Below are 21,785 nucleotides of genomic sequence, written 5' to 3' on the forward strand. Positions count from 1 at the left end.
AGGGATGGCAATCAAGACCGCTTATTTCGGATTCGAAGTCTCAGATCCCCAGGCTTGGCTGCGCTATGGGGAACTCATCGGTTTCCAGCCAGAGGAGACGGAAGAAGGCCTCTTCTTTCGCGTTGACGAAAAGGCGCGTCGTCTTCAGTTCGTTGAGGGCCCTTCGGACGACATTGCCTGGTTGGGCTGGGAGGCGGAAAGCGTCGACGCTTTCGAGCGTCTGCGCCGACATCTGGAGGCAACGGGTGTCGCAACGCAGGATGGCGATGGTCCATCGGCGCGATTGAGGGGTGTGGAACACTTCTTCCATTTCGTAGACCCCAACGGGGTCCGATTCGAAATCGCAATTGGTCTCCGTGACGGTCCTCCCTTTTCGTCCGCCAAGGTGCCGGGCGGATTTCGGACCGGCGAGCTCGGCCTTGGGCATGCTGCCTTTAATTCAACCGATCATCTGGCCGATGAGCGCTTCATGCGCGAAGCGCTAAAGGCAAACCTCTCCGATTACATCCATCAGAGGATGCCGGATGGGAGCATGATGCATGCGGTTTTCCTGCACACGAATCCGCGCCACCATTCGGTTGCCTTTGCAGAAGGGCTTGGAGCGGGAAGCAGACTTAACCATTTCGAACTTGAACTGAACGAAATGGCCGATGTCGGGCGAGTCTATGAAAGGCTGCAGGCCGCTGGCGTGACGATCGCACTGTCGCTCGGGCAGCATTCAAACGACGGGGTCGTGTCTTTTTACGCTCTGACGCCGTCCAAGTTCATGATGGAAATCGGGTGCCACGGCATCCGGATCGACGACGAGGAGAGCTGGAAGCCCACGACCTATGACCGCATAAGCGAGTGGGGACACAAGTTTCAGTTGGCATAGCTCAATCGAGGAGCCCTACTGGCACAGACTTGCGTGTGTCGGGCAGTGCGGGCGGAAACTGGCCACGCACGCGTGCGCCAGTGGCACTGCTGCAGGTACCAGGTCGGCGTCGGAGCCGGCGTCTCGAACGATCAGCGATCCACAGCGTACCGACGGCCGCTGCGGCCTCGGCACCATATACTTTGGTGACAAGGCAGTGTGTTCGGGAGCGGTCCGCTGGCAGACTGGAAGCCGCGCTTGGCCATTGTTCTTCATCAAAGTCGACTCGGCAGCTGCCGCGGCGTTGACGGCATATTGGTCTTGACCGAGCCGAGGGGCTGGACAGGGACTTAGTTTGCTATCTCCTCTGGTTCCGGATGCGGTGAGAGTGTGTAGCTCCATTCAGGGCAGGCGCTACACATCGAGTGACGTTGCCGTTACAACGCATGAGCGCCAGCGTCGGGTGCTTGCAGAGCTAATTCCCTGCCGAGCCCAGGGCTTGACGGAACGTGTCACCGCACTCAGACAATTTCCTTTCGCTGTAGGAGCAAGGTTTGCGTGTCAGCCATCGGGATTATCCCGCTCGCCCGAATGGGAGAGGTCACTCCTGGCGACAACCTCGCGGCACTTCTGTCGGAAGCGCTCGAAGTCGAAGGTTTGAGAATCCGGGCCGACGACATCCTCGTCGTCACGCAGAAGATCGTCTCGAAAGCCGAGGGTCGGTTTGTGGCGCTCGACACTGTAGTACCTGGTTCGGAGGCGCTGCGTTTGGGGGCGCTGACGCGTAAGGACCCACGGCTGGTTGAGTTGGTGTTGTCGGAATCGACGGCGGTACTGCGTGCCGTTCCCAATGTGTTGATCGTCCGGCACCGGCTGGGCCTGGTGATGGCGAACGCGGGGATCGACCGCTCGAACATCGGACCCGGCACGGGCGAACGCGCCTTGCTGCTTCCGGAAGACCCCGATGCGTCAGCGGAGCGGCTTGGCAAAGCCCTTGGCTGCGCGATCGTCATCTCCGACAGCTTCGGGCGCCCATGGCGGATGGGCGTGGTTGCGGTCGGGATCGGCGCGAGCGGACTTCCTGCGCTGCACGACCGACGCGGCGAGCGCGACCGCGATGGGCGAACGCTCGAGGTGACCCAGGTCGCGACCGCTGACCTGCTGGCGAGTGCCGCAGCGCTGGCGACGGGCGAAGGCGCAGAAGGCATCCCGGCCGTGCTGGTACGGGGCTTCGCCGTCAGAGGCGTGCCCTCCCCAGCAATCGCACTGACCCGCCCGCTTGAGCAGGATCTGTTCCAGTGAAGGTCGCGGTGCTCACCGGTGGCGTCGGCGGCGCGAAGCTCGTGCTCGGCCTCAGTCGAGTTGTACACGGTTCCGATCTCGTCGCGATCGTCAATACCGCTGACGACTTCCGACACCTTGGTCTCCATGTATCCCCGGATGTCGATACGCTGCTCTACACCTTGGCCGGCAAGGCGAATGCCGTCCAAGGCTGGGGACGCGAGGGCGAGACGTGGAGCTTCATGGCAGCGCTGCGGGAACTCGGCGGCGAAGATTGGTTCTTGCTCGGCGATCATGATCTTGCGTTGCACGTGCTTCGAACAGCGGCGATGTTGCGAGGGGAGACGCTTTCAGCGGTTACGCATCGTTTCGTTAGAGCTTGGAGCATTGGCGCCGAGATCCTGCCGATGAGCGACCAGCCTGTGACGACCGAAGTTGAGACCGACGCTGGCCGACTCCCCTTCCAGAAATATTTCGTCGAACAGCGCTGCGCGCCTGCGGTGCGCTGCATCTCCTTTGTCGGCGTGGAAGTGGCGCGTCCGGCCGCTGGCGTGATTGAGGCAATCCACGGGGCAGACGCGGTCATCGTCGCACCGTCCAATCCCTTCCTCAGCATCGATCCAATCCTTGCGGTTCCCGGCATTCGTCAATCGCTCGAGACGACAGCGGCGCCGGTGGTTGCCGTCTCGCCGATCGTCGGGGGCCAAGCGGTGAAGGGCCCGATGGCTAAGCTGATGCGCGAACTCGACCTCGAGGTGAACAATGCGATGATTGCTCGCCATTATGCGGGAGTGGTCGACGGCTTGCTGATCAACGAAGGCGATGATGCTCCAGAAGGCGCCATCGCGGTGGAGCAGGCCGACACTATGATGCACACCATCGCCGACAAGGTGCGCGTCGCGCGCGCGGCGCTCGACCTCGCTCAGCGGATCGGCCGGGCGTGATCTGGACGGCGGTTGTGCCACTCAAGGAGGCGCCGAATCGCAAGACCCGCCTTGGTCCGGGCCTCGCTCTGCAGGAGCGGATCGATCTGAGCGACCACATGGCGCGGCACGTAATCGCTTCGCTAAAGGAGTCGGCCGCAGTCGGCCGCGTCCTGCTGCTATCGCCAGCGTTCCCGGACACGCTCGAAGTGGAGTGGTTACCGGACAATAATAGGGGCATCAACACCGAACTTGGGTGCTTCCGCGCCGGGCAGCGCGGCCCAATAGTCGTCGTGAACGCCGACTTGCCGCTGCTCCTCGGTGAGGACATCGACACCCTGCTGGCAGCCGCAGAGGACCGCGGAGTGGCAATTGCGCCTGATCGACATGGTGAGGGAACGAATGCCATCGCGCTTGCTGACGAACGACCGTTCCGCTTTGCCTTCGGTCCCGGGAGCTTCCGGGCGCATTCCGCCGAAGCGATTTGCGTAATCGTACGCCGGACAGGTCTCTCTTTCGACATAGACTCGCCTGCAGATCTTGAAGCAGCGAGAACGGCTGGACGACTGGACAGGGTCTTGTGGGTCGAAGGCAGTGACCTGAACCAGCCATCGAACCGTATGCGATGAAAGGCAGGCTTGGCCTGCAGGCCGGTTGTCGAGCCGCCGATAAGCGAGCTATGATCAAATTGGTCCGTGCCGTGTCAGGCCGACCTCCTGCTCTGATTGTCCGGTGGAGAGAGTGCGGCGGCGAGATAAGGAAAAAGCTTCTTTTCGATTTCTTGCGCAGTATCTTGCAGGAGCGGGAGATAGTCCGTCGGATCACACTGCGCGCCCTCATGTGTGGCAACGAGCGAGATCGCGGCTGATACGGACTGAGGGTTCTTGATCGGCACGGCGAGACATACCAGCCCCGGTGCCATCTCGCCATTGTCGACGGCATAGCCCCGCTTGCGAATTTCGACCAACTCACGTCTCAGTTCTGCAGCAGAGGTGATCGTTGTCGGTGTCAGCCGGACGAACGGCTCACTGGCAAGGTAGGCTTCCAGCTGAAGTGGCGGAAGATGCGCAAGCAGCGCCTTGCCGATTCCAGAGCAGTAAGCTTCGAGTTGCATGCCCTCGCGCGAGATCGCATGTCCCTGCCGATCTCCGGCCTTGACGAGGTATGTCATCATATTGTCTTCGAGTACGCCGAGGTGCGTCGGTCTTCCTGTTTTCCGGAACACCCGGTTCAGGATCGGACGGCTGACGCGCGCCGCGAACGCGCCCCAATCCTGATCCCGTCGCAAATCCGCCAGCCGCGTCAGGGCAGGCCCCGCGACATAGCGCCCCCGTCCGATGCGCATCAGAAAGCCGGTTTCCTCGAATCCTGTGACCAAGCGATGCGCCGTGGACAAGGGAATACCAGCAACCGCAGCGATCGCGGAAAGCGACGATCCGCTTTCGTTCTCGATGATCCGCGCGAGGAGGGCGAGCGATTTGGCCAAGGCCCGCGGCGCGGTGGTTCCAGCCTGGAGCATCCTGACATCTCCCATGATGTGGGAATTAAACGCAAGGGCCGTTTTGACCATTTTCGATTGGAAACCATAGTCCAGAATCATGGACAAAGATCATTCCACCACCGCGCGATTGCTGCGCGAGGCGTACAGGACCGGTCCCATCTCGCCTTTGCGGGGTATGCTGGACCCCACCGACGCGGACGGCGCCTACGCCGTCCAGTCGATCAACACCCGGCAATGGGTAGATGATGGCCGGCGACTCGTCGGACGCAAGATCGGACTGACCGCAAAGGCGGTCCAGACACAGCTCGGTGTCGATCAGCCGGACTTCGGCGTCTTGTTCGCCGACATGCAGATTGCCGATGGCGGCGTGCTCGATCTGACGACCGTGTTGCAGCCCAAGGCCGAGGCCGAGATCGCGTTCGTGCTGGCCCGGGACATTGACGACCCTGATGTCACAACGGACGCAGTTGCCGCGGCGATCGACCATGCGGTCGCCGCGATCGAGATCGTCGACAGCCGCATCGCCGACTGGAAAATCACCTTTGCCGATACCGTCGCCGACAATGGGTCGTCGGCCTTCTTCGTGCTCGGTTCGGAGCGGCGCCCGGTCGAAGGCTGCGACCTCTACAGCTGCGGCATGGTCATGGAAGTGAACGGAGCGGTCGCGTCGCTCGGCGCGGGCGCGGCGTGCCTCGGCCATCCGTTCAACGCTGTGCACTGGCTCGCGAAGACGCTTGCAGAGCGCGGCGAGGCGCTCAGGGCCGGCGACATCGTTCTGTCAGGCGCGCTCGGCCCCATGGTGGCACTCAATCCTGGCGACCAAGTTCGCGCGATTGTGGGCGGATTGGGCACCGCAAGCTTCACTTACGAAAAGGGGTGAATTCCATGGCAAAGACCAAGGTCGCCATTATCGGCTCGGGCAACATCGGGACCGATCTGATGATCAAGGTGATGCGGTTGTCCGAGGTGCTCGAGATGGGCGCGTTCGTGGGCATCGACCCGGGGTCGGACGGGCTGAGGCGCGCGGAGCGCCTTGGCGTGCCCACCACCGCCGAGGGGATCGACGGCCTGGTCGCGATGCCCGGGTTCAAGGACATCGACATCGTCTTCGACGCCACCTCGGCGGGCGCGCACCAGCATCATGACGCGGTGCTGAGGGCGCACGGCAAGACGGTGATCGACCTGACGCCGGCCGCCATCGGCCCCTACACGATCCCGCCGGTGAACGGCGACGCCAACCTCGACGAGGGCAATGTCAACATGGTGACCTGCGGCGGGCAGGCGACGATCCCGATCGTGGCGGCGGTCAACCGGGTGGCGCATGTGCGCTACGGCGAGATCGTCGCGTCGATCGCCTCGAAGTCGGCCGGGCCCGGCACGCGCGCCAACATCGACGAGTTCACCGAGACGACCAGCCAGGCGATCGTGAAGGTGGGCGGCGCCGACCGCGGCAAGGCGATCATCATCCTCAATCCTGCCGAGCCGCCGCTCATCATGCGCGACACCGTCTACTGCCTCACCGACGATGCGGACCAGGAGGCGATCGCCGCCTCGGTCGAGGCGATGGTGGCCGAGGTCCAGAAGTACGTGCCCGGCTACCGGCTGAAGCAGAAGGTGCAGTTCGAGCATATCGGCTCCAACCGCCCGCTGCGCATCCCCGAGATGGACGGCGAGTTCACCGGCCTCAAGGTCAGCGTCTTCCTCGAGGTCGAGGGCGCCGCCCACTATCTGCCGGCCTATGCCGGCAACCTCGACATCATGACCTCGGCGGCCCTGAAGACCGCCGAGAAGATCGCGATCCGCAAGCGCGAAAGGATGGCGGCATGAGCTTCGATCCCAAAGCCAGCAAGCTCTACATCCAGGACGTGACGCTCAGGGACGGCATGCACGCCATCCGCCACCAGTACGGCCTTGATCATGTGAAGGCGATCGCCCGCGCGCTCGATCTGGCGAAGGTCGACGCGATCGAGGTGGCGCACGGCGACGGTCTCTCGGGCTCCTCGTTCAACTACGGCTTCGGCGCGCACACCGACTGGGACTGGATCGGCGCGGTGGCCGAGGTCATCAGCCACGCGAAGCTCACCACGCTGCTGCTGCCCGGCATCGGCACCGTCCATGACCTTCGCCACGCCTATGAGATGGGCGTGCGCTCGGTGCGCGTGGCGACGCACTGCACCGAGGCCGATGTTGCCAGGCAGCATATCGAATATGCGCGGTCGCTCGGCATGGACGTGTCCGGGTTCCTGATGATGAGCCATATGTCGGAGCCGGACGCCTTGGCGCAGCAGGCGAAGCTGATGGAAGATTATGGCGCCCACTGCGTCTATGTCACCGACTCGGGCGGTGCGTTGACCATGGACGGCTATGCCGCGCGCCTCCAGGCCTATGACCGGGTGCTAAGACCTGAGACGCAGCGCGGCGTCCATGCGCATCACAACCTGTCGCTCGGCGTCGCCAACTCCATCGTCGCGGTGCAGAACGGCGTGGTCCGGGTCGATGCGAGCCTTGCCGGCATGGGCGCGGGCGCCGGCAACGCCCCGCTTGAAGTCTTCATCGCCGCGGCCGATGTCTACGGCTGGCAACACGGCACCGACCTGTTCGCGCTGATGGATGCAGCGGAAGAGCTGGTGCGCCCGCTCCAGGACCGGCCGGTGCGCGTCGACCGCGAGACGCTGACCTTGGGCTATGCCGGGGTCTATTCGAGCTTCCTGCGCCACGCCGAGAAGGCAGCCGTCGAGCATGGCCTCGATACCCGAACCATCCTCGTCGAACTCGGACGCAGGAAGATGGTCGGCGGACAGGAAGACATGATCACCGACGTCGCGCTGGATATGGTACGCGGCCGCGTAGCCTGACAACGGACAGGCTCTAGGGGAGGATACCAGGATGAGTGGCTTCGAGACGGGCAGCTATGCCGAGGTCTACCGGCGGAGTATCGATCAGCCGGAAGAATTCTGGATGGAGGCTGCGCGCGCGGTCGACTGGACGGTTACGCCGACCCGTACGGCTGATGCCGAGCCGGACGGAACCTGGCACTGGTTCCCGGACGGCAGGCTCAACAGCTGCTACAACGCGGTCGACCGGCATGTCGCGGCCGGGCGCGGCGCGCAGATCGCCCTGATCCACGACAGCGCGATGACGGGTGCCGTCCAGCGCTTCTCCTATGCGCACTTGTTGGATGAGGTGGCGCGCGTCGCAGGCATGATGGCCAGCCACGGCGTCGGCGTCGGAGACCGCGTCCTGATCTACATGCCGATGGTGCCCGAGGCCGTGTTCGCCATGCTTGCCTGCGCCCGCCTCGGCGCCGTTCACTCGGTCGTCTTTGGCGGGTTTGCTGCCGCCGAGCTCGCAAAGCGCATCGACGATGCGGCGCCGGTGCTGGTGATGGCCGCCTCGTGCGGGCTGGAGCCCGGTCGCGTCGTGGCTTACAAGCCGCTGCTCGACGAGGCGATTTCGCTCGCGACGCACAAGCCCCGCCACTGCATCGTGCTGCAGCGACCGCAATGCCATGCGGCGCTGAAGCCCGGCCGCGACCTCGACTGGGCCGAGCAATTGGCCGGCGCGCCGGCGGTCGGCTGCGTCGCTGTCGCCTCGGGGGACCCGCTCTACATCCTCTACACATCCGGCACGACGGGCATCCCCAAGGGCGTGGTGCACGACAATGGCGGCCATGCCGTCGCGCTGACCTGGAGCTTGCCTGCCATTTACGGCGTACATCCAGGAGAAACCTTCTGGGCCGCATCCGATATCGGCTGGGCGGTGGGCCACAGCTATATCGTCTATGGTCCGCTCTTCTGCGGCTGCACCACGGTCATGTACGAAGGAAAGCCGGTCGGGACGCCCGATGCGGGCGCGTTCTGGCGCGTGGTCCGCGATCACGGCGTGAGCGTCCTCTTCACCGCGCCCACAGCCATCCGTGCCGTCAAGCGCGACGATCCCGCCGGCAGCCATGTCGCGCGCGACGGCATCGGCGGGCTTCGCGCCCTCTTCCTCGCGGGCGAGCGTGCCGATCCGGATACGCTCTCCTGGGCCGAACATATCCTCGGCGTGCCGGTGATCGATCACTGGTGGCAGACGGAGCTGGGCTGGCCGGCGCTCGCGACCTGCCTGGGCCTTGGCGATAGGACGATCCGCCACGGCAGCGCCGGCCGGCCGGTGCCCGGCAATCGTTTCGAGGTGCTCGGTCCGGACAGCCAGCCGGTCCAGGTCGGCGAGGCCGGCGATATCGTGATCCGCCTTCCGCTCGCGCCGGGTGCGCTCACGACGCTGTGGCAGCGACCTGATCATTTCCGCTCCTCCTATCTAGAGGCGCATCAGGGCTATTATACGACCGGGGATGCGGGCATCATCGACGCCGATGGCTATGTGCACGTCATGGGTCGTATCGACGACATCATCAACGTCGCCGGCCACCGCCTCTCGACGGGCGGCATCGAACAGATCATCGCGGCGCATCCCGATGTCGCGGAATGCGCCGTGGTCGGCGCGGCCGACGCGCTCAAGGGTATGGTGCCCGTCGGATTGGCGGTGCTCAAGTCGGGCGTGGATCGGCCGGATGACCTGATTTGTCGCGAAATCGTCGAGCGCGTTCGTAACGAACTCGGGCCGGTCGCAGCCTTCAAGTCGGTGACGGTCACGCAGCAGCTGCCGAAGACCCGCTCAGGCAAGGTGTTGCGTGCCATGATCAGGCGGATCGCCGATGGCGAAGATGTCACCCTGCCTGCAACCATCGATGATCCGAAGGCGATGGCCGCAGTCCGGTCTGCACTCGCGAAGATCGGCTATGGAATTGCAGCGACGCAGGTCCAATGAGCTGAGCCAAAGCGTGAGCTGATCATAACAGCCGCGGAAGTGATCGTGACGAGGGCCTGTTCCACTGTCAGCCTCTATAATGGGTGCTTACCGCGCGCGGCGGCAAGCCAGCAGTGCGAGTGGGTACCGTCGAGGGCTAATGACCTAAAGGAGGATATGATGGCGCTTAACATGATCGTGGTGACGGAGGACGAAGTCGCACGATTCCGGTCCAAGCTCCCCGCGGCCACAGCCGAGCAGATCATGGTGACCTATGGAGTGAGCGAAACCACTTGGCGCAAGCTTCGAAAGGGCACGCCGGTCCGCGTGCTAACAGCCGAGCGGATGCGGGCACGTTACGTAACCCTGCCGTAGGATTGGCCCACAGGTTGTAATTGGTGATAGAGGAATGTCCGAGGACCGGCGCTGCTTGCGCCCCTGTCCGCGATCCGGACAGCGTCGCGATCTCCGGGGCCTCCAGCAGCGATCGTTTTCCATCGCCAGATCTGCTGCGCAAACTTGGGGGTAGCCGCAGCCATCGAGGACCGCGAGCGGGGAAGGGTCTGCTAGAAATTTTCACTTAGACGGGCCCACATTACCCTGACCGACGCTGCCTTCGCCTCAACGAGCGCTGGCCCGGCCCGACGTACCGCACAATCTCGAACTCGGACAGTGCCGGCTTGCATTAAGCCACTTTATAGCGAGCGTGCGAATAAATGAGGATGAGACATGCAGTTCAAGCCGTTGATCGTCGGGATGGGGACACTTCAAGTTTTGTCACACCGACAGCGCCATCTTGAACGAAGCGCGAACATATCGGCGTCGGCAGCACATGGACGGCGTTATGCAGCCAAGCCGTTTCGACTCTCGGCAACGTTGAGCGGCCTATATCCGTCGGCGTCCACGCTGCCCGCGACATCCTGCCAGAGATAGTCACCGGTCAAGCTGATGTGCCGCCAGCCCAGGGGCGCGACATGCTTCAGCAGCCCGTCCGGTACCATTTCGCGATGCGCGCGCAGATGTTCGACCGCCCGACCTATGTAGAGCGTGTTCCAGTAGACGATCGCTGCCGTCACCAGGTTGAGCCCGGAGGCCTTGAGCGCCTGGTTTTCAAACGTACGATCGCGCAGGCGCCCCTGCTTATGGGCGAACACGGCCTGGGCAAGTGAATAGCGTGCCTCGCCCTTGTTGAGGGCTTAGCGTTAGGTGCTCGCCCAGTTACCGCAGGGGCGAACGTTGTGAGAACGCCATGACCAAGGCCTGCCTTCCTCAGGTTGCAGCGACGCGCCATTAACTCTCCTCTGGCTACCCTGATCTGCGATGTTAAGAAGGGGGTAGAAGATGGCGAGGCGATCGTTGCTGAGCGATGCGGAGCGGAGTCTTCTGTTCGGCGTACCAGCCGATCGGGACGCGCTGGCTCGGCTCTACACCCTCGACCGGCATGACCTGGCGCTGATCGCCACGCGTCGCGGGGACGCCAACCGCCTCGGCTTTGCCATCCAACTCGTGCTGCTGCGTCATCCCGGCGTCAGCCTGTCGCTCGTGGGTGGCGTCGCGGCGGCACTGGTCGCCTATATCGCGGAGCAGCTCGAGATCGAGCCGGTGGCGTTTGCCGCCTATGCAGCTCGGCTGCCGACCGCCTCCGGCCATGCCCGCGAACTCGAGCGCAGGCTCGGGCTTCGGCCGTCGACCAAGGGCAACCTGCCGTTAATGATTGAGGCCGCCGCACAAGCGGCATGGTCGACCGACAGAGGGTTGCCGATCGTCGAAGGCGTGATCGCCTCGTTGCGCAACAACGGCATCATCTTGCCGCCCGCCGACACCATCGAGCGTGCCGGACTTGCCGGTCGTGCCCGTGCCCGGACGCGAGCAGCCGAGACGCTTCTGAAGGGGCTGGCGGAGGAGACAATCGCCAAGCTCGACGCTCTGCTCATCGTCGATCCCACCTCCGGCCGCGTACCGCTCACATGGGCAAAGGATCTGCCGTCCGCTCCCAAGCCCCTCCACGTCCGTGAACTTCTCGACAAGCTGCGCATGGTGCGCGACCTTGCCCTTGATCCTGCGGCCGCCGACCGCATCCATCCAGACCGGCTCCGCGGCCTTGTACGCGAGGGCCGCTCGACGCCTGCCTATGCGCTCGAGCGCTATACGCCACTTCGCCGCCGCGCCATCCTCGTCGCAACACTGCTGGACCTCGAGCAGCGCCTGACCGATGCCACGCTCGCGATGGCCGATCGCCTCATCGGCGCAAGCTTTTCGCGCGGCAAGAATGCCCGGGAGAGAAGCTATACCGCCACCTCGCGTGACGTTGGGCGTCTCATGCGCCTGCTGCACGGCACCGCGGTCGCCGTCGAGACAGCGGTGAAGGAGAGGAGCGACGTGCTTGCCGCGATCGATGTCGCAGTCGGGCTAGACAAGCTGTTCGCCGCCAAACCGGAGGCGGCTGCCATCGTCGACTTGGCTGAGGAGGATCCGCTGGTCCGTGCCGCCGATCGGTGGGCGACGCTTCGAAAGTACGGGCCGATGCTGCTCGAGGCCATCGACTTCAAGGCCAGCCGCGCCGATGATCGCACAATCGCCGCAGTGAGCGCGCTCCGCGAGATGAACAGATCGGGCAGGCGTGAGGTGCCCGATAACGCACCGATGCCGTTCAAGAAGGAATGGCGAAAGCTTGTCACAGGCGCTGATGGCACGATCGATCGCCGGCTCTACGAAACGGCGCTGTTCGCCCATCTGCGCAACAAGTGGCGCTCGGGCGATGTCTGGGTTGAGCGTTCGGCGAGCTACCGCTGCTTCGACAGCTATCTCCTGCCCCTGAAGGATGCGCTGCCGATCGCAGCCGAACTCGGCCTGCCAGCCAGCGCCGATGAATGGCTGGAGACCAAGGAGCGCCACCTCGACTGGCGACTGAAGCGGCTTTCTCACCGCTTGTCGCGCGGCACGCTCGAGGGTGTGACCCTCAAAGGTGGCAAGCTGTCGATCACGCCGGTGCGTGCCGACAGGCTGCCTGACGCGGACGCGCTTGCCGACCGCATCAGCGCCCTGATGCCGCGCATCCGCGTCACCGAACTCCTGCACGAGGTGGCGCGCGAAACCGGCTTTCTCGCCGCCTTCACCAACTTCCGTACCCAACAGCAATGCGACAACGAGAACGCACTGCTCGCCGTCATCTTGGCGGATGCGACGAACCTCGGGCTGTCGCGCATGGCCGACGCCAGCCATGGCGTCACCCGTGACCAACTCATCTGGACGCGCGATGCCTATATCCGGGAGGAGACCTACAGGGCGGCACTTGCCAGGATCATCGATGCGCATCATCGGCTGCCGATCGCCCGTGTCTGGGGTGACGGCACCACCTCGAGCTCGGACGGGCAGTTCTTCCGGTCGGGCAAGCGCGGCGAAGCGGCAGGCGAGTTCAACGCCCGCCATGGTATTGAACCGGGTTATTGTTTCTATACCACACCTCGGACCAGCACGGCCCCTACAGCAGCATCAGCATGTCGGCAGCCGAGTATGAGGCGCCCTACGTGCTCGATGGGCTCCTGCATCATGGCACCGCTCTCGCCGTCGCCGAGCATTATACCGATACCGGCGGCAGCTCGGACCATGTGCATTTCCTTTGCGACGCGCTTGGTATTCGCTTCTGCCCGCGCCTGCGCGATTTCCCTGACCGACGGCTTGCCTGCGTCGAGCCGCCGTCCCGATACCCGGGTCTGAAGCCGATCATGGGCAAGCGGATCAAGGTGGCACTCATTCGTGAGCACTGGAGTGACATCATCCGGCTGGTCGCCTCGCTGAAGGCGGGCGTTGTCGCCCCCTCGGCCATGCTGAAGAAGCTGGCCGCCTATGAGCGCCAGAACCAGCTCGACCTCGCACTCCAGGAAGTTGGCCGGCTCGTCCGCAGCGAGTTCATGATCGACTGGATGGAGACGCCGGCCCTCAGAGCCCGCTGCCATGCCGGGCTGAACAAGTCCGAACAGCGCCACTTTCTCGCCAGCGCCGTCTGCACCTACAAGCAGGGGCGCATCACCGACCGCTCGCGCGAGGCACAGGAATACAGGGCCTCGGGGCTCAATCTCGTGATCGCCGCCATCGTCTACTGGAACTCGACCTATATCGCCGATGCAGTCGCGCATCTCCGTCGCCACGGCGAAGCTGCACCCGACCCCTTACTCGCCCACACTTCGCCGGTGGAATGGGAGCATATCGGCTTTTCGGGTGACTTCCTCTGGGAGCGCGCCGCCAGGCTGCCATCAGGCCGACGGCCGCTCAACCTGCCGCGCGAGCGGCGGGTCGCCTAACGTTCACGATGTGTTCGCGTTTAGCGTAACTGGGCGCACAACCAACGCAACGCGCTCAGGTGGCGCAAGGAATATGGCGGGCTGAAGGTCGATCAGGCGCGGCGGATGAAGGATCTCGAGCGCGAGAATGCCAGGCTGAAGAGGCTGGTTGCTGATCTAGCGCTCGACAAGGCGATCCTTGAAGAGGCCAACAAGCTAAATTTCTAGGTCCCTCCCGTCGCCGCGAGGCGATCGCGCAGGTCCGTCGCATGCTGCCGGTGTCGGAGCGGCGGGCCTGCCGCGTGCTCGGCCAGCACCGCTCGACGCAGCGTTGGACGCTCAAGGATGATGCCGACGAGCAACGGCTGACCGCCGACATCATCGCACTCGCCAAGGATTACGGCCGCTACGGCTACAGGCGCATCCATGCGCTCCTGGAGCGTGCCGGCTGGCAAGTCAGCTTGTCGGTGGTCGAGCGGATCTGGCGGCGGGAGGGCCTGAATGTGGAGCGGCGTGCAAAATTGACCCCCTTGGCGGGGTGATCGGCGTCTAAAATTGACCCCTTCATTCCATGGTGTGAGGCGCCGCCGTTTTGGTTTTCCGGACGGCGGGGACAGGGATGTTGGTGGTGGAGACGATCTTTCGGATCAGGCGGGAAGCTCGGGACGGTAAGCCGATCAAGGCGATTGCGCGGGACCTTCGGTTGTCGCGGAACACGGTGCGCAAGGCGCTGCGTGCGCGGGAAGCGGAGTTCACCTATCAGCAGCGCAAGGACCGCCCGCGACCACAGACGGGGCCATTTCGCGAGCGGCTCGAGCAGCTGCTGGTGCAGAACGAGGAACTGCCCCGTCGCGACCGGCTGCGCCTGACGCGGATCCATGATCTGCTGCAGCGGGAGGGCTTCACCGGCTCCTATGATGCAGTGCGCCGCTATGCAGCCCGGTGGTCGCGCGAGCGGCGCGTCGATGCTGGCGATATGAGCAAGGTGTTCATTCCGCTGCTGTTTCGCCCGGGCGAGGCCTATCAGTTCGACTGGAGCCACGAGGATGTGGAGATCGCTGGCAAGCCGATGCGCGTGAAGGTGGCGCATATGCGGCTGTGCTGGTCACGAGCGCCGTTCGTGCGGGCCTATCCGCGCGAGAGCCAGGAGATGGTGTTCGACGCACATTCCCGAGGCTTTGCGTTCTTCGGCGGCGTTCCCACGCGCGGGATCTACGACAACATGAAGACGGCGGTGACGACCGTGTTCACCGGTAAGGAGCGGGTGTTCAACCGCCGCTTCCTGATCATGACCGACCACTACGGCGTCGAGCCGGTTGCCTGCAGCCCGGCGGCGGGATGGGAGAAGGGGCAGGTCGAGAACCAGGTCCAGACCAGCAGGGAGCGCCTGTTCAAGCCGCGCCTGCGCTTTGCCAGCATCGAGGAGTTGAACGCCTGGCTCGAGGCCGAGTGCCGGCGCTGGGCCGAACGCAACATGCATCCCGACCTCGACGAGACCACGGTCGCGCAGGCGCTGGAGATGGAGCAGGCGATGCTTCAGCCCCTGCCAGCGCCCTTCGACGGCTTCTTCGAGAGCGAGCACGTCGCCAGTTCCACCTGCCTGGTCTCGTTCGACCGGAACCGATACTCGGTCATGGCCCGTGCCGCGCGACAGGTGGTGCAGGTGCGCTCCTATGCCGACCGGATCGTGATCCGCTGCGGCGGCATTGTCGTTGCCGAACATGCACGCGTCTTTGGGCGCAGCCAGACGGTCCTTGATCCCTGGCATTACCTTCCGGTTCTGGCCCGCAAGCCCGGCGCCCTGCGCAATGGCGCCCCCTTCCAGGACTGGGAGCTGCCACCGGCTCTGGCGCAGTTGCGACGGAGGCTGGGCAAGGGGGACGACGCCGACCGGCGCTTCGTGCGCGTTCTGGCCGCTGTTCCCGATGACGGGATCGAGGCCGTGGAGTCCGCCGTGCGCGAAGCCCTGGCGGCCAGCACGGTCAATGACGAGGTGATCCTCAACATCCTCTCCCGGCGCCGTGAGCCGCAGCCTGCCGGTTCCATCGACGTGGTGGTCGACCTGCACCTGCGTCATCCCCCGGTGGCCGATTGCGCCCGCTATGACAGCCTGCGAGGCCTCGATGCAGCGGCATGAGATAGTGGCGGCGCTCAAGACGCTGGGCCTGAAGGGCATGATCGCGGCCTTCGACGATGCCGTCACCAACGGCATCCGTCGCGAGCGCACGATCATGGAGATGCTGGGCGACCTGCTCCGCGCCGAGACGGCACATCGTGAAGCAGCCTCGATCCGCTACCGCATGACCGCGGCAAAGCTGCCGGCGATCAAGGATCTCGACAGCTTCGTGTTCGACAACACGCCGATCAACGAGGGACTGGTGCGCTCGCTGCATACCGGCTCGTTCCTCCCTGGACGGCGCAACATCGTGCTGGTGGGTGGCACAGGCACCGGCAAGACGCACCTTGCGCTCGCCATCACCGCTGCCGTGGTCAGGGCAGGCGCACGGGGGCGGTTCTTCAACACCGTCGACCTGGTCAACCGCCTGGAGGACGAGGCCCGCCAGGCAAAGGCAGGCAGCCTTGCCGCCCAGCTCGCCCGGCTCGATCTCGTCGTGCTCGACGAGCTGGGCTACCTGCCCTTCGCCCGCTCGGGCGGGCAGATGCTGTTCCACCTGATCAGCAAGCTCTACGAAAAGACTTCGGTGATCATCACCACCAATCTCGCCTTCGGAGAATGGCCGAGCGTCTTCCAGGATGCCAAAATGACCACGGCGCTCCTCGACCGCATCACCCACCACTGCGACATCATCGAGACCGGCAACGACAGCTGGCGCTTCAAGAACCGCAGCTGACGCTCAACCCGCCAGGGCAAAACCCCTTCCCCCGGACCCCCATCCCCGGCGGTTAACCCGGTGGGTCCACAGGCACCTCCCACGGACGCCGCCGCCAGCGCTCCTGACGGCGCGCAGCGGCGTCCGCGGGTCCCTCCTATGGACTACCGGGATAACCGCCACGCAGCCCATAGCTGGGGTCAATCTTGGACGCCGATAGGGGGTCAACTTTCGGCGCCGGTTGACAGGACAGCACAGAACGCGTATCTGGAAGCCATCGTTCGCTACGCCGGCATGCCGGTGACCTACGGCGTCAGGGCCTCCTTCCGGTACTAAGCCCTAACGATGTCGCGATCAGCGCGTGTAATTCTTCAGGAGGGTTGATGGCAAGCGTAGCTCACTCCGGTTCCAGTGAAGGCCTGATTTTCGGGAAGACGGAGGACGAGGTCCGGGCCGCGCTCGATCATGCTCAGCCAAACGCCCTGCGCATTGCGCTCTATCATGCGACGCGTGATCCGGAACTGGCCCAGATGGGGCTCAGCCTGACCCCGCTCTGGGGCGGCGCCTATGAGGTGCCGACCCTGCTGGACGAACATATTCCAACGTTGAAGCAGAAGGCGCTGGACTTCCTGAAGCGCGGTGCGCCCATGGAGCACGGTCAGGCATCGCCGGCGGAACTCAGGCAGATGATGAGCCTGCTCAAGGGCGAGCCAGTCAGCGACTACACGTTCGAGCTCGGTAAAGTAGACCTGGTTGAAGACGAGTTTCCACTGGGCGTGGAATGGAATGACGAGCCCAGTGCCGAAGCAAAGAACCGTTTCCGGGTGGTCATCGTCGGCGCTGGCTTCGGCGGGCTGGCAACGGCGATCCAGCTCTCCCGTCTCGGCGTGCCTTATACGCTGATCGATCGGAACAGCGGTCCGGGCGGAACCTGGTGGACCAACGACTACCCAGCCGCGCGCGTCGATATCACCAGCCATCAATATCAGCTGTCTTTCATGAAGAAATACCCATGGAAGCACTACTTCGCCACGCGCGACGAGCTGATGCAATATATCGCGGAGGTCATCGATCGCTATGATCTCAGGCCCAACATGCGCTTCGATACAGAGCTGAAGTCGGCAACCTGGGATGAAGGGACCAGCTCGTGGCGTCTATCCGTCGACACAGCTGATGGTCCGCAAGAACTCGTCGCAAATGCAGTCGTCAGCAGTGTGGGCTTGTTCAATGCTCCAAAGTTTCCCGACATTCCGGGTATCGAGGCATTTCGTGGAAAGATGTTCCACACGACCCAGTGGGACCATAGCTATGATTATTCCGGTAAGCGTGTAGGTCAGATCGGCGTCGGCGCGACCGGGGCCCAGTTGATGCCGACGGTCGCTCAGCGCGCGGGGCACTTGACTGTCTTCCAACGCTCTCCGCAGTGGCTGTCGCCGCTCGACGGTTACCTCGCCACGATCCCCGACGACGTGCAGTGGCTGTTCGATCACTTTCCGAACTACTGGAACTGGTTCAGCTTCGCGAACTTCCTGACCATCGGCGGCGCGTTCGAGGACCTGTTCAAATATGATCGTGGATGGCAGGAGCAGGGGGGAACCGTCAGCCGTCGCAACGACGCCATGCGGGAATTCAACATCGAATATGTTCGATCGAAACTCGGGCACAGGCCGGACCTGGTCAAGAAACTGATTCCGGATTTCCCACCCTGGACCAAGCGCCCGGTTGTCGACAGCGGCTTCTACGACGCACTGGACCGCGACAATGTCGATCTGGTCACCGACCGGATCAAGCGCTTTACTGAAACCGGCATCGAAACCGTTGATGGCACGCATCGTGAACTCGACCTGGTCATTCTTTGCACGGGGTTCGAGGCCAATCGGTATCTTTGGCCGGTCCAATATCACGGCCGAAACGGCTTGACGCTCGAGGAGGCGTGGAAAAAGGACGGGCCGCGGGCCTATCTCGGGATCACTGCCCCTGATTTTCCCAACCTCTTCATGCTCTATGGACCCAATGCGCAGGCCAACGCCGGTGGCGGGCTCATAAAATGGCTTGAACTATGGTCGCGCTACTCGGTGCGCGCCATCGTCAAGATGATCGAGCAGGGCATTACATCGATGAGCGTAAAGCCAGAGGTGTATGAAGAATTCAATAAGTCGCTCGACGACGAGATGGCCAAGTGCATCTATGCGGATTATGGTGAAATATCTTATTATGTAAATGAGCACGGCCGGCCCGGTATCAACTCGCCATGGCAGCCATCGGTCTACTTCGATTGGCTCTCAAGGACGACGATGGACGATTACAATGTAAAATAGAAGGTCGTGCCGGAGTTTCACTATGCTGACCGAAGTTAGAAAGATCACGATCGAACCCGCCCAAAAGGACGGCTTCGAAGCGGCGGTGGCCGAATGTGCCGAGCTTATTCGCCATTCTCTCGGCTGCCATGGGATGCGACTCTGCCGCGAATTCGAAAACCCGGCCAACTATTATCTTCACGTCGACTGGGACAGTGTCGAATCCCATGCCGCGCTGGGCGAGACAGATGTCGGCGAACGCTGCCTGGCGCTTGTCGCGCCCTATTTTGCCGAGCCATCCGATTTCTATCATTTCGAGCTCACGGCGCGCTATTTTTAGGGATGCGCCTCCGGAGCGCAAGCAAGCGAAGTCACATACCACTTCTCAAGGGAGAGGGATAAGCTTTGACGAGCCGGCACTTGATCGATCCAGAGCTGGCGCTAGCCGTCGAGTTGTTTCCGCCGCTGTCTTTCGGGAGCACGCCACTGGCCGAAGTGCGACGGCAGCTCGACGAAATGACGTCGTCGGCAGCTCAGCATTCCGGCCAGATCGTAAAGGTCGACTGCGTTCGCGATCCGCAGGGGCCGCCGGTGCCTGTCCACGTCTTCGGTCCGGCGAATCGCCAGGGAAGGCTGCCGGCCGTGCTCCATATCCACGGTGGCGGCTATGTTCTGGGTTCGCCAACGATGGTGGCCGCGGCAAACGAGAAACTGGCATCCGCTCTTGGTTGTGCAATCTTTTCCGTCGACTACCGCCTCGCACCGGAGACCCGTCACCCTGGTGCTCTTGAGGACTGCTATGCCGTGCTCAAATGGCTCCATGCGGAGGCGGATAGCCTTGGCATCGATCGTGATCGGATCGGCGTCATGGGCGAGAGTGCCGGCGCGGGTCTGGCGGCTGCGCTCGCGCTGCTTGCGCGTGATCGAGGCGAGGCCGCCATCGCGTTCCAGCATCTGATCCAGCCGATGCTCGACGATCGAACCTGCACGTTGGCCGACGATCATCCCTATGCCGGTGAATTCGTCTGGACGCGGGAGCATAACAGATTTGGCTGGACGTCACTGCTCGGCACGGCGCCCGGCCGTGGCGATGTCCCACCTTATGCTGCGGCTGCACGCGCGGTTGACCTTTCCGGCCTTCCGCCTGCCTTCATATCCGTAGGCACGCTTGACCTCTTCTTCGAGGAAAATCTCGAATATGCGAGACGACTGACCCGCGCCGGCGTTCCTGTCGAACTCCATGTCTATCCGGGTGCCTATCACGGGTTCGAGCTGATTGCCGGCGCAAGCGTCTCGTCGCGTGCGCTGAGAGACAGCGAGGAGGCGCTGCGAAGATCGATGTCTGTTTGAATGTAACGGCAGACCCTCCCGGAGGAACAGCGACATGAAGCCCGCCCAACGCCGCATCCGTGAAAACCTGCTCCGCGGGGAGACCTCCTACGGGGTGGCTGTTCAGCTCGCCAGCCCGGACATCGTGGAGATCGTCGGATATACGGGATACGACTTCGCCTGGATCGACGCCGAACATGGCGGCTTCGATCTCGGGGATCTTCGCGACCTGATCCGCGCTGCAGACGCCGCCCGCATCGACTCAATCGTTCGTGTGCCGAACCACGAGGAGACTTTCATCCAGCGCGTGCTGGACCTGGGTGCCAGCGGCGTGATGGTGCCCAAGGTCAGTACCGTCGAGCAAGGCAAGGCTGTCGTTGCCGCTACTCGTTTTGCACCGGCGGGCACCCGCGGCGCTTGCCCTTGCGGACGCGCCTTTGGGCATCGAACGCAGAACTGGAGCAGCGAGTACCGGCAAGCAGATGAGGATGTGCTCGTCTTTGCAATCATCGAAGATAGGGCTGGCGTTGCGAACGTGGAAGCCATCGCCAGCGAGTGCGGCTTCGACGGCCTGCTCTTCGGCCCCTTCGATCTCTCGATGGAGCTTGGACTGGAGGGCAATGTTCAGCACCCCGACCTACTGGCAATGCGGGCTCTGTTGCAAAGATTGGCGGCAGTCACAGGTAGGCTGTCGCTCTGCGCCGATCAGGCGGCTGCTGCGAAATGGTGGTTGAGCATGTCCATGGCCTCCGTCAGTGCCGAGGNCGGGCTCTGTTGCAAAGATTGGCGGCAGTCACAGGTAGGCTGTCGCTCTGCGCCGATCAGGCGGCTGCTGCGAAATGGTGGTTGAGCATGYCCATGGCCTCCGTCAGYGCCGAGGGCCCAATGCCGAAAGCTCTCTCCACAAGGCGCACCTCTCCCCTGATGCCGGGCTGCAGGCACCAGGGACGAGCCTGTCCTTTGCGCAGGGCTCGCATGACTTCGAATCCCTTGATCGTGGCATAGGCCGTGGGGATCGATTTGAAACCGCGCACCGGCTTGATCAGYATCTTGAGCTTTCCGTGATCGGCCTCGATCACGTTATTGAGATACTTCACCTGCCGGTGGGCCGTCTCCYGGTCCAGCTTTCCTTCGCGCTTCAATTCGGTGATCGCTGCACCATAGCTCGGCGCTTTGTCAGTATTGAGCGTGGCCGGCTTTTCCCAGTGCTTCAGGCCTCGCAGGGCCTTGCCCAGGAACCGCTTCGCTGCCTTGGCGCTGCGGGTCGGCGACAGGTAGAAATCGATCGTGTCGCCCCGCTTGTCAGGCTTTTCCCAGTGCTTCAGGCCTCGCAGGGCCTTGCCCAGGAACCGCTTCGCTGCCTTGGCGCTGCGGGTCGGCGACAGGTAGAAATCGATCGTGTCGCCCCGCTTGTCGACTGCCCGGTACAGGTAGGTCCACTTGCCCCGCACCTTGACGTAGGTTTCATCCAGGCGCCAGCTCGGATCAAAGCCACGCCGCCAGAACCAGCGCAGCCGCTTCTCCATCTCCGGGGCGTAGCRCTGGACCCAGCGATAGATCGTCGTATGGTCGACCGAAATGCCGCGTTCCGCCAGCATTTCCTCAAGGTCGCGATAGCTGATCGGATAGCGACAATACCAGCGCACCGCCCACAGGATCACATCACCCTGGAAATGGCGCCACTTGAAATCCGTCATCG

At 63.4% G+C, this 21,785-nt stretch carries 17 protein-coding genes and 3 pseudogenes; 17 read left to right on the forward strand and 3 right to left on the reverse strand.

Features of this window, described 5'->3' with window-relative positions; genetic code table 11:
• Positions 1-4: 4 nt before the first annotated feature.
• From ASE00_RS09015 to cofC, 4 genes are all read left to right on the forward strand, one after another.
• Positions 5-874, forward strand: coding sequence for a VOC family protein (locus ASE00_RS09015; protein ID WP_056379568.1), 870 nt, complete (start codon positions 5-7; stop codon positions 872-874).
• A 570-nt stretch (positions 875-1,444) separates the two neighbouring features.
• Positions 1,445-2,155 (forward strand): coenzyme F420-0:L-glutamate ligase, encoded by a 711-nt coding sequence (cofE, locus tag ASE00_RS09020; protein WP_056379570.1) that lies wholly within the window; start codon positions 1,445-1,447, stop codon positions 2,153-2,155.
• Positions 2,152-3,078 carry a 2-phospho-L-lactate transferase gene (gene cofD, locus ASE00_RS09025; protein ID WP_056379572.1) on the forward strand — a complete coding sequence of 309 codons (927 nt, stop codon included), beginning with the start codon at positions 2,152-2,154 and terminating at the stop codon, positions 3,076-3,078. The genes cofE and cofD overlap by 4 nt, the downstream gene beginning before the upstream one ends.
• Entirely contained in the window at positions 3,075-3,686 is a 612-nt protein-coding gene (cofC, locus tag ASE00_RS09030; RefSeq protein ID WP_056379575.1) for a 2-phospho-L-lactate guanylyltransferase, read from the forward strand. Before cofD ends, cofC begins: the two co-directional genes overlap by 4 nt.
• 74 nt (positions 3,687-3,760) lie before the next feature.
• On the opposite strand, the gene ASE00_RS09035 is transcribed toward cofC, so the two are convergent.
• Entirely contained in the window at positions 3,761-4,657 is an 897-nt protein-coding gene (locus tag ASE00_RS09035) for an IclR family transcriptional regulator (protein WP_235538608.1), read from the reverse strand.
• Here ASE00_RS09035 and ASE00_RS09040 point away from each other — a divergent pair.
• From ASE00_RS09040 to ASE00_RS09060, 5 genes are all read left to right on the forward strand, one after another.
• A complete protein-coding gene (locus tag ASE00_RS09040) occupies positions 4,656-5,438 on the forward strand; it encodes a 2-keto-4-pentenoate hydratase (RefSeq protein ID WP_056379576.1) in 783 nt (260 codons plus the stop codon). The two genes, ASE00_RS09035 and ASE00_RS09040, sit on opposite strands and share 2 nt — an antisense overlap.
• A gap of 5 nt (positions 5,439-5,443) precedes the next feature.
• Positions 5,444-6,385 (forward strand): acetaldehyde dehydrogenase (acetylating), encoded by a 942-nt coding sequence (locus ASE00_RS09045; protein ID WP_056379578.1) that lies wholly within the window; start codon positions 5,444-5,446, stop codon positions 6,383-6,385.
• A complete protein-coding gene (dmpG, locus tag ASE00_RS09050; protein ID WP_056379580.1) occupies positions 6,382-7,413 on the forward strand; it encodes a 4-hydroxy-2-oxovalerate aldolase in 1,032 nt (343 codons plus the stop codon). The genes ASE00_RS09045 and dmpG overlap by 4 nt, the downstream gene beginning before the upstream one ends.
• A 31-nt stretch (positions 7,414-7,444) precedes the next feature.
• The gene (locus ASE00_RS09055) at positions 7,445-9,370 is read left to right on the forward strand and encodes an AMP-binding protein (RefSeq protein ID WP_056379582.1); all 1,926 of its coding nucleotides are present in this window, start codon (positions 7,445-7,447) and stop codon (positions 9,368-9,370) included.
• A 159-nt stretch (positions 9,371-9,529) separates the two neighbouring features.
• Positions 9,530-9,724 carry a hypothetical protein gene (locus tag ASE00_RS09060; protein ID WP_200957916.1) on the forward strand — a complete coding sequence of 65 codons (195 nt, stop codon included), beginning with the start codon at positions 9,530-9,532 and terminating at the stop codon, positions 9,722-9,724.
• 467 nt (positions 9,725-10,191) lie between these two features.
• Here the strand turns inward: ASE00_RS09060 and ASE00_RS09065 are convergent.
• Positions 10,192-10,542 (reverse strand): annotated as a pseudogene (locus tag ASE00_RS09065) (Tn3 family transposase); the annotation flags it as partial.
• 220 nt (positions 10,543-10,762) lie between these two features.
• Here ASE00_RS09065 and ASE00_RS09070 point away from each other — a divergent pair.
• The 8 genes and pseudogenes from ASE00_RS09070 to ASE00_RS24440 all read left to right on the forward strand — a co-directional run.
• Positions 10,763-13,650 (forward strand): annotated as a pseudogene (locus tag ASE00_RS09070) (Tn3 family transposase).
• A gap of 57 nt (positions 13,651-13,707) precedes the next feature.
• Positions 13,708-14,144 (forward strand): annotated as a pseudogene (locus ASE00_RS24035) (IS3 family transposase); the annotation flags it as partial.
• A 104-nt stretch (positions 14,145-14,248) separates the two neighbouring features.
• The gene (gene istA / locus ASE00_RS09085; RefSeq protein WP_056379587.1) at positions 14,249-15,766 is read left to right on the forward strand and encodes an IS21 family transposase; all 1,518 of its coding nucleotides are present in this window, start codon (positions 14,249-14,251) and stop codon (positions 15,764-15,766) included.
• The gene (istB, locus tag ASE00_RS09090) at positions 15,753-16,481 is read left to right on the forward strand and encodes an IS21-like element helper ATPase IstB (RefSeq protein WP_056379589.1); all 729 of its coding nucleotides are present in this window, start codon (positions 15,753-15,755) and stop codon (positions 16,479-16,481) included. The genes istA and istB overlap by 14 nt, the downstream gene beginning before the upstream one ends.
• Before the next feature lie 362 nt (positions 16,482-16,843).
• Positions 16,844-18,778, forward strand: coding sequence for a flavin-containing monooxygenase (locus ASE00_RS09095; protein WP_056379591.1), 1,935 nt, complete (start codon positions 16,844-16,846; stop codon positions 18,776-18,778).
• A gap of 22 nt (positions 18,779-18,800) precedes the next feature.
• On the forward strand, positions 18,801-19,097 hold the full coding sequence (locus ASE00_RS09100) for a putative quinol monooxygenase (RefSeq protein WP_056379593.1): 297 nt from the start codon (positions 18,801-18,803) through the stop codon (positions 19,095-19,097).
• A gap of 80 nt (positions 19,098-19,177) precedes the next feature.
• Complete coding sequence (locus tag ASE00_RS09105) at positions 19,178-20,107, forward strand: alpha/beta hydrolase (protein ID WP_235538609.1); 930 nt, start codon at positions 19,178-19,180, stop codon at positions 20,105-20,107.
• A gap of 34 nt (positions 20,108-20,141) precedes the next feature.
• On the forward strand, positions 20,142-20,850 hold a 709-nt coding region (locus tag ASE00_RS24440), incomplete at its 3' end, for an HpcH/HpaI aldolase family protein (protein WP_414819842.1).
• Positions 20,851-20,907: 57 nt separating this feature from the next.
• On the opposite strand, the gene ASE00_RS09115 is transcribed toward ASE00_RS24440, so the two are convergent.
• Positions 20,908-21,783, reverse strand: a complete 876-nt coding sequence (locus ASE00_RS09115) for an IS6 family transposase (protein WP_056379599.1) — start codon at positions 21,781-21,783, stop codon at positions 20,908-20,910.
• Positions 21,784-21,785: the final 2 nt, after the last annotated feature.

Origin of the sequence: Sphingomonas sp. Root710 (assembly GCF_001429065.1) — a bacterium.
Lineage (GTDB): Bacteria > Pseudomonadota > Alphaproteobacteria > Sphingomonadales > Sphingomonadaceae > Rhizorhabdus.

What these genes read in the sequence shown, in the direction of transcription:
- ASE00_RS09015 (WP_056379568.1), top strand. Translation starts at nt 5, where the DNA reads ATGGCAATCAAGACCGCTTATTTCGGATTCGAAGTCTCAGATCCCCAG.
- ASE00_RS09100 (WP_056379593.1), top strand. Translation starts at nt 18,801, where the DNA reads ATGCTGACCGAAGTTAGAAAGATCACGATCGAACCCGCCCAAAAGGAC.
- cofE (WP_056379570.1), top strand. Translation starts at nt 1,445, where the DNA reads ATGGGAGAGGTCACTCCTGGCGACAACCTCGCGGCACTTCTGTCGGAA.
- ASE00_RS09040 (WP_056379576.1), top strand. Translation starts at nt 4,656, where the DNA reads ATGGACAAAGATCATTCCACCACCGCGCGATTGCTGCGCGAGGCGTAC.
- ASE00_RS09055 (WP_056379582.1), top strand. Translation starts at nt 7,445, where the DNA reads ATGAGTGGCTTCGAGACGGGCAGCTATGCCGAGGTCTACCGGCGGAGT.
- ASE00_RS09035 (WP_235538608.1), bottom strand. Translation starts at nt 4,657, where the DNA reads ATGATTCTGGACTATGGTTTCCAATCGAAAATGGTCAAAACGGCCCTT.
- istA (WP_056379587.1), top strand. Translation starts at nt 14,249, where the DNA reads ATGTTGGTGGTGGAGACGATCTTTCGGATCAGGCGGGAAGCTCGGGAC.
- ASE00_RS09095 (WP_056379591.1), top strand. Translation starts at nt 16,844, where the DNA reads ATGGCAAGCGTAGCTCACTCCGGTTCCAGTGAAGGCCTGATTTTCGGG.
- istB (WP_056379589.1), top strand. Translation starts at nt 15,753, where the DNA reads ATGCAGCGGCATGAGATAGTGGCGGCGCTCAAGACGCTGGGCCTGAAG.
- ASE00_RS09060 (WP_200957916.1), top strand. Translation starts at nt 9,530, where the DNA reads ATGGCGCTTAACATGATCGTGGTGACGGAGGACGAAGTCGCACGATTC.
- ASE00_RS09045 (WP_056379578.1), top strand. Translation starts at nt 5,444, where the DNA reads ATGGCAAAGACCAAGGTCGCCATTATCGGCTCGGGCAACATCGGGACC.
- dmpG (WP_056379580.1), top strand. Translation starts at nt 6,382, where the DNA reads ATGAGCTTCGATCCCAAAGCCAGCAAGCTCTACATCCAGGACGTGACG.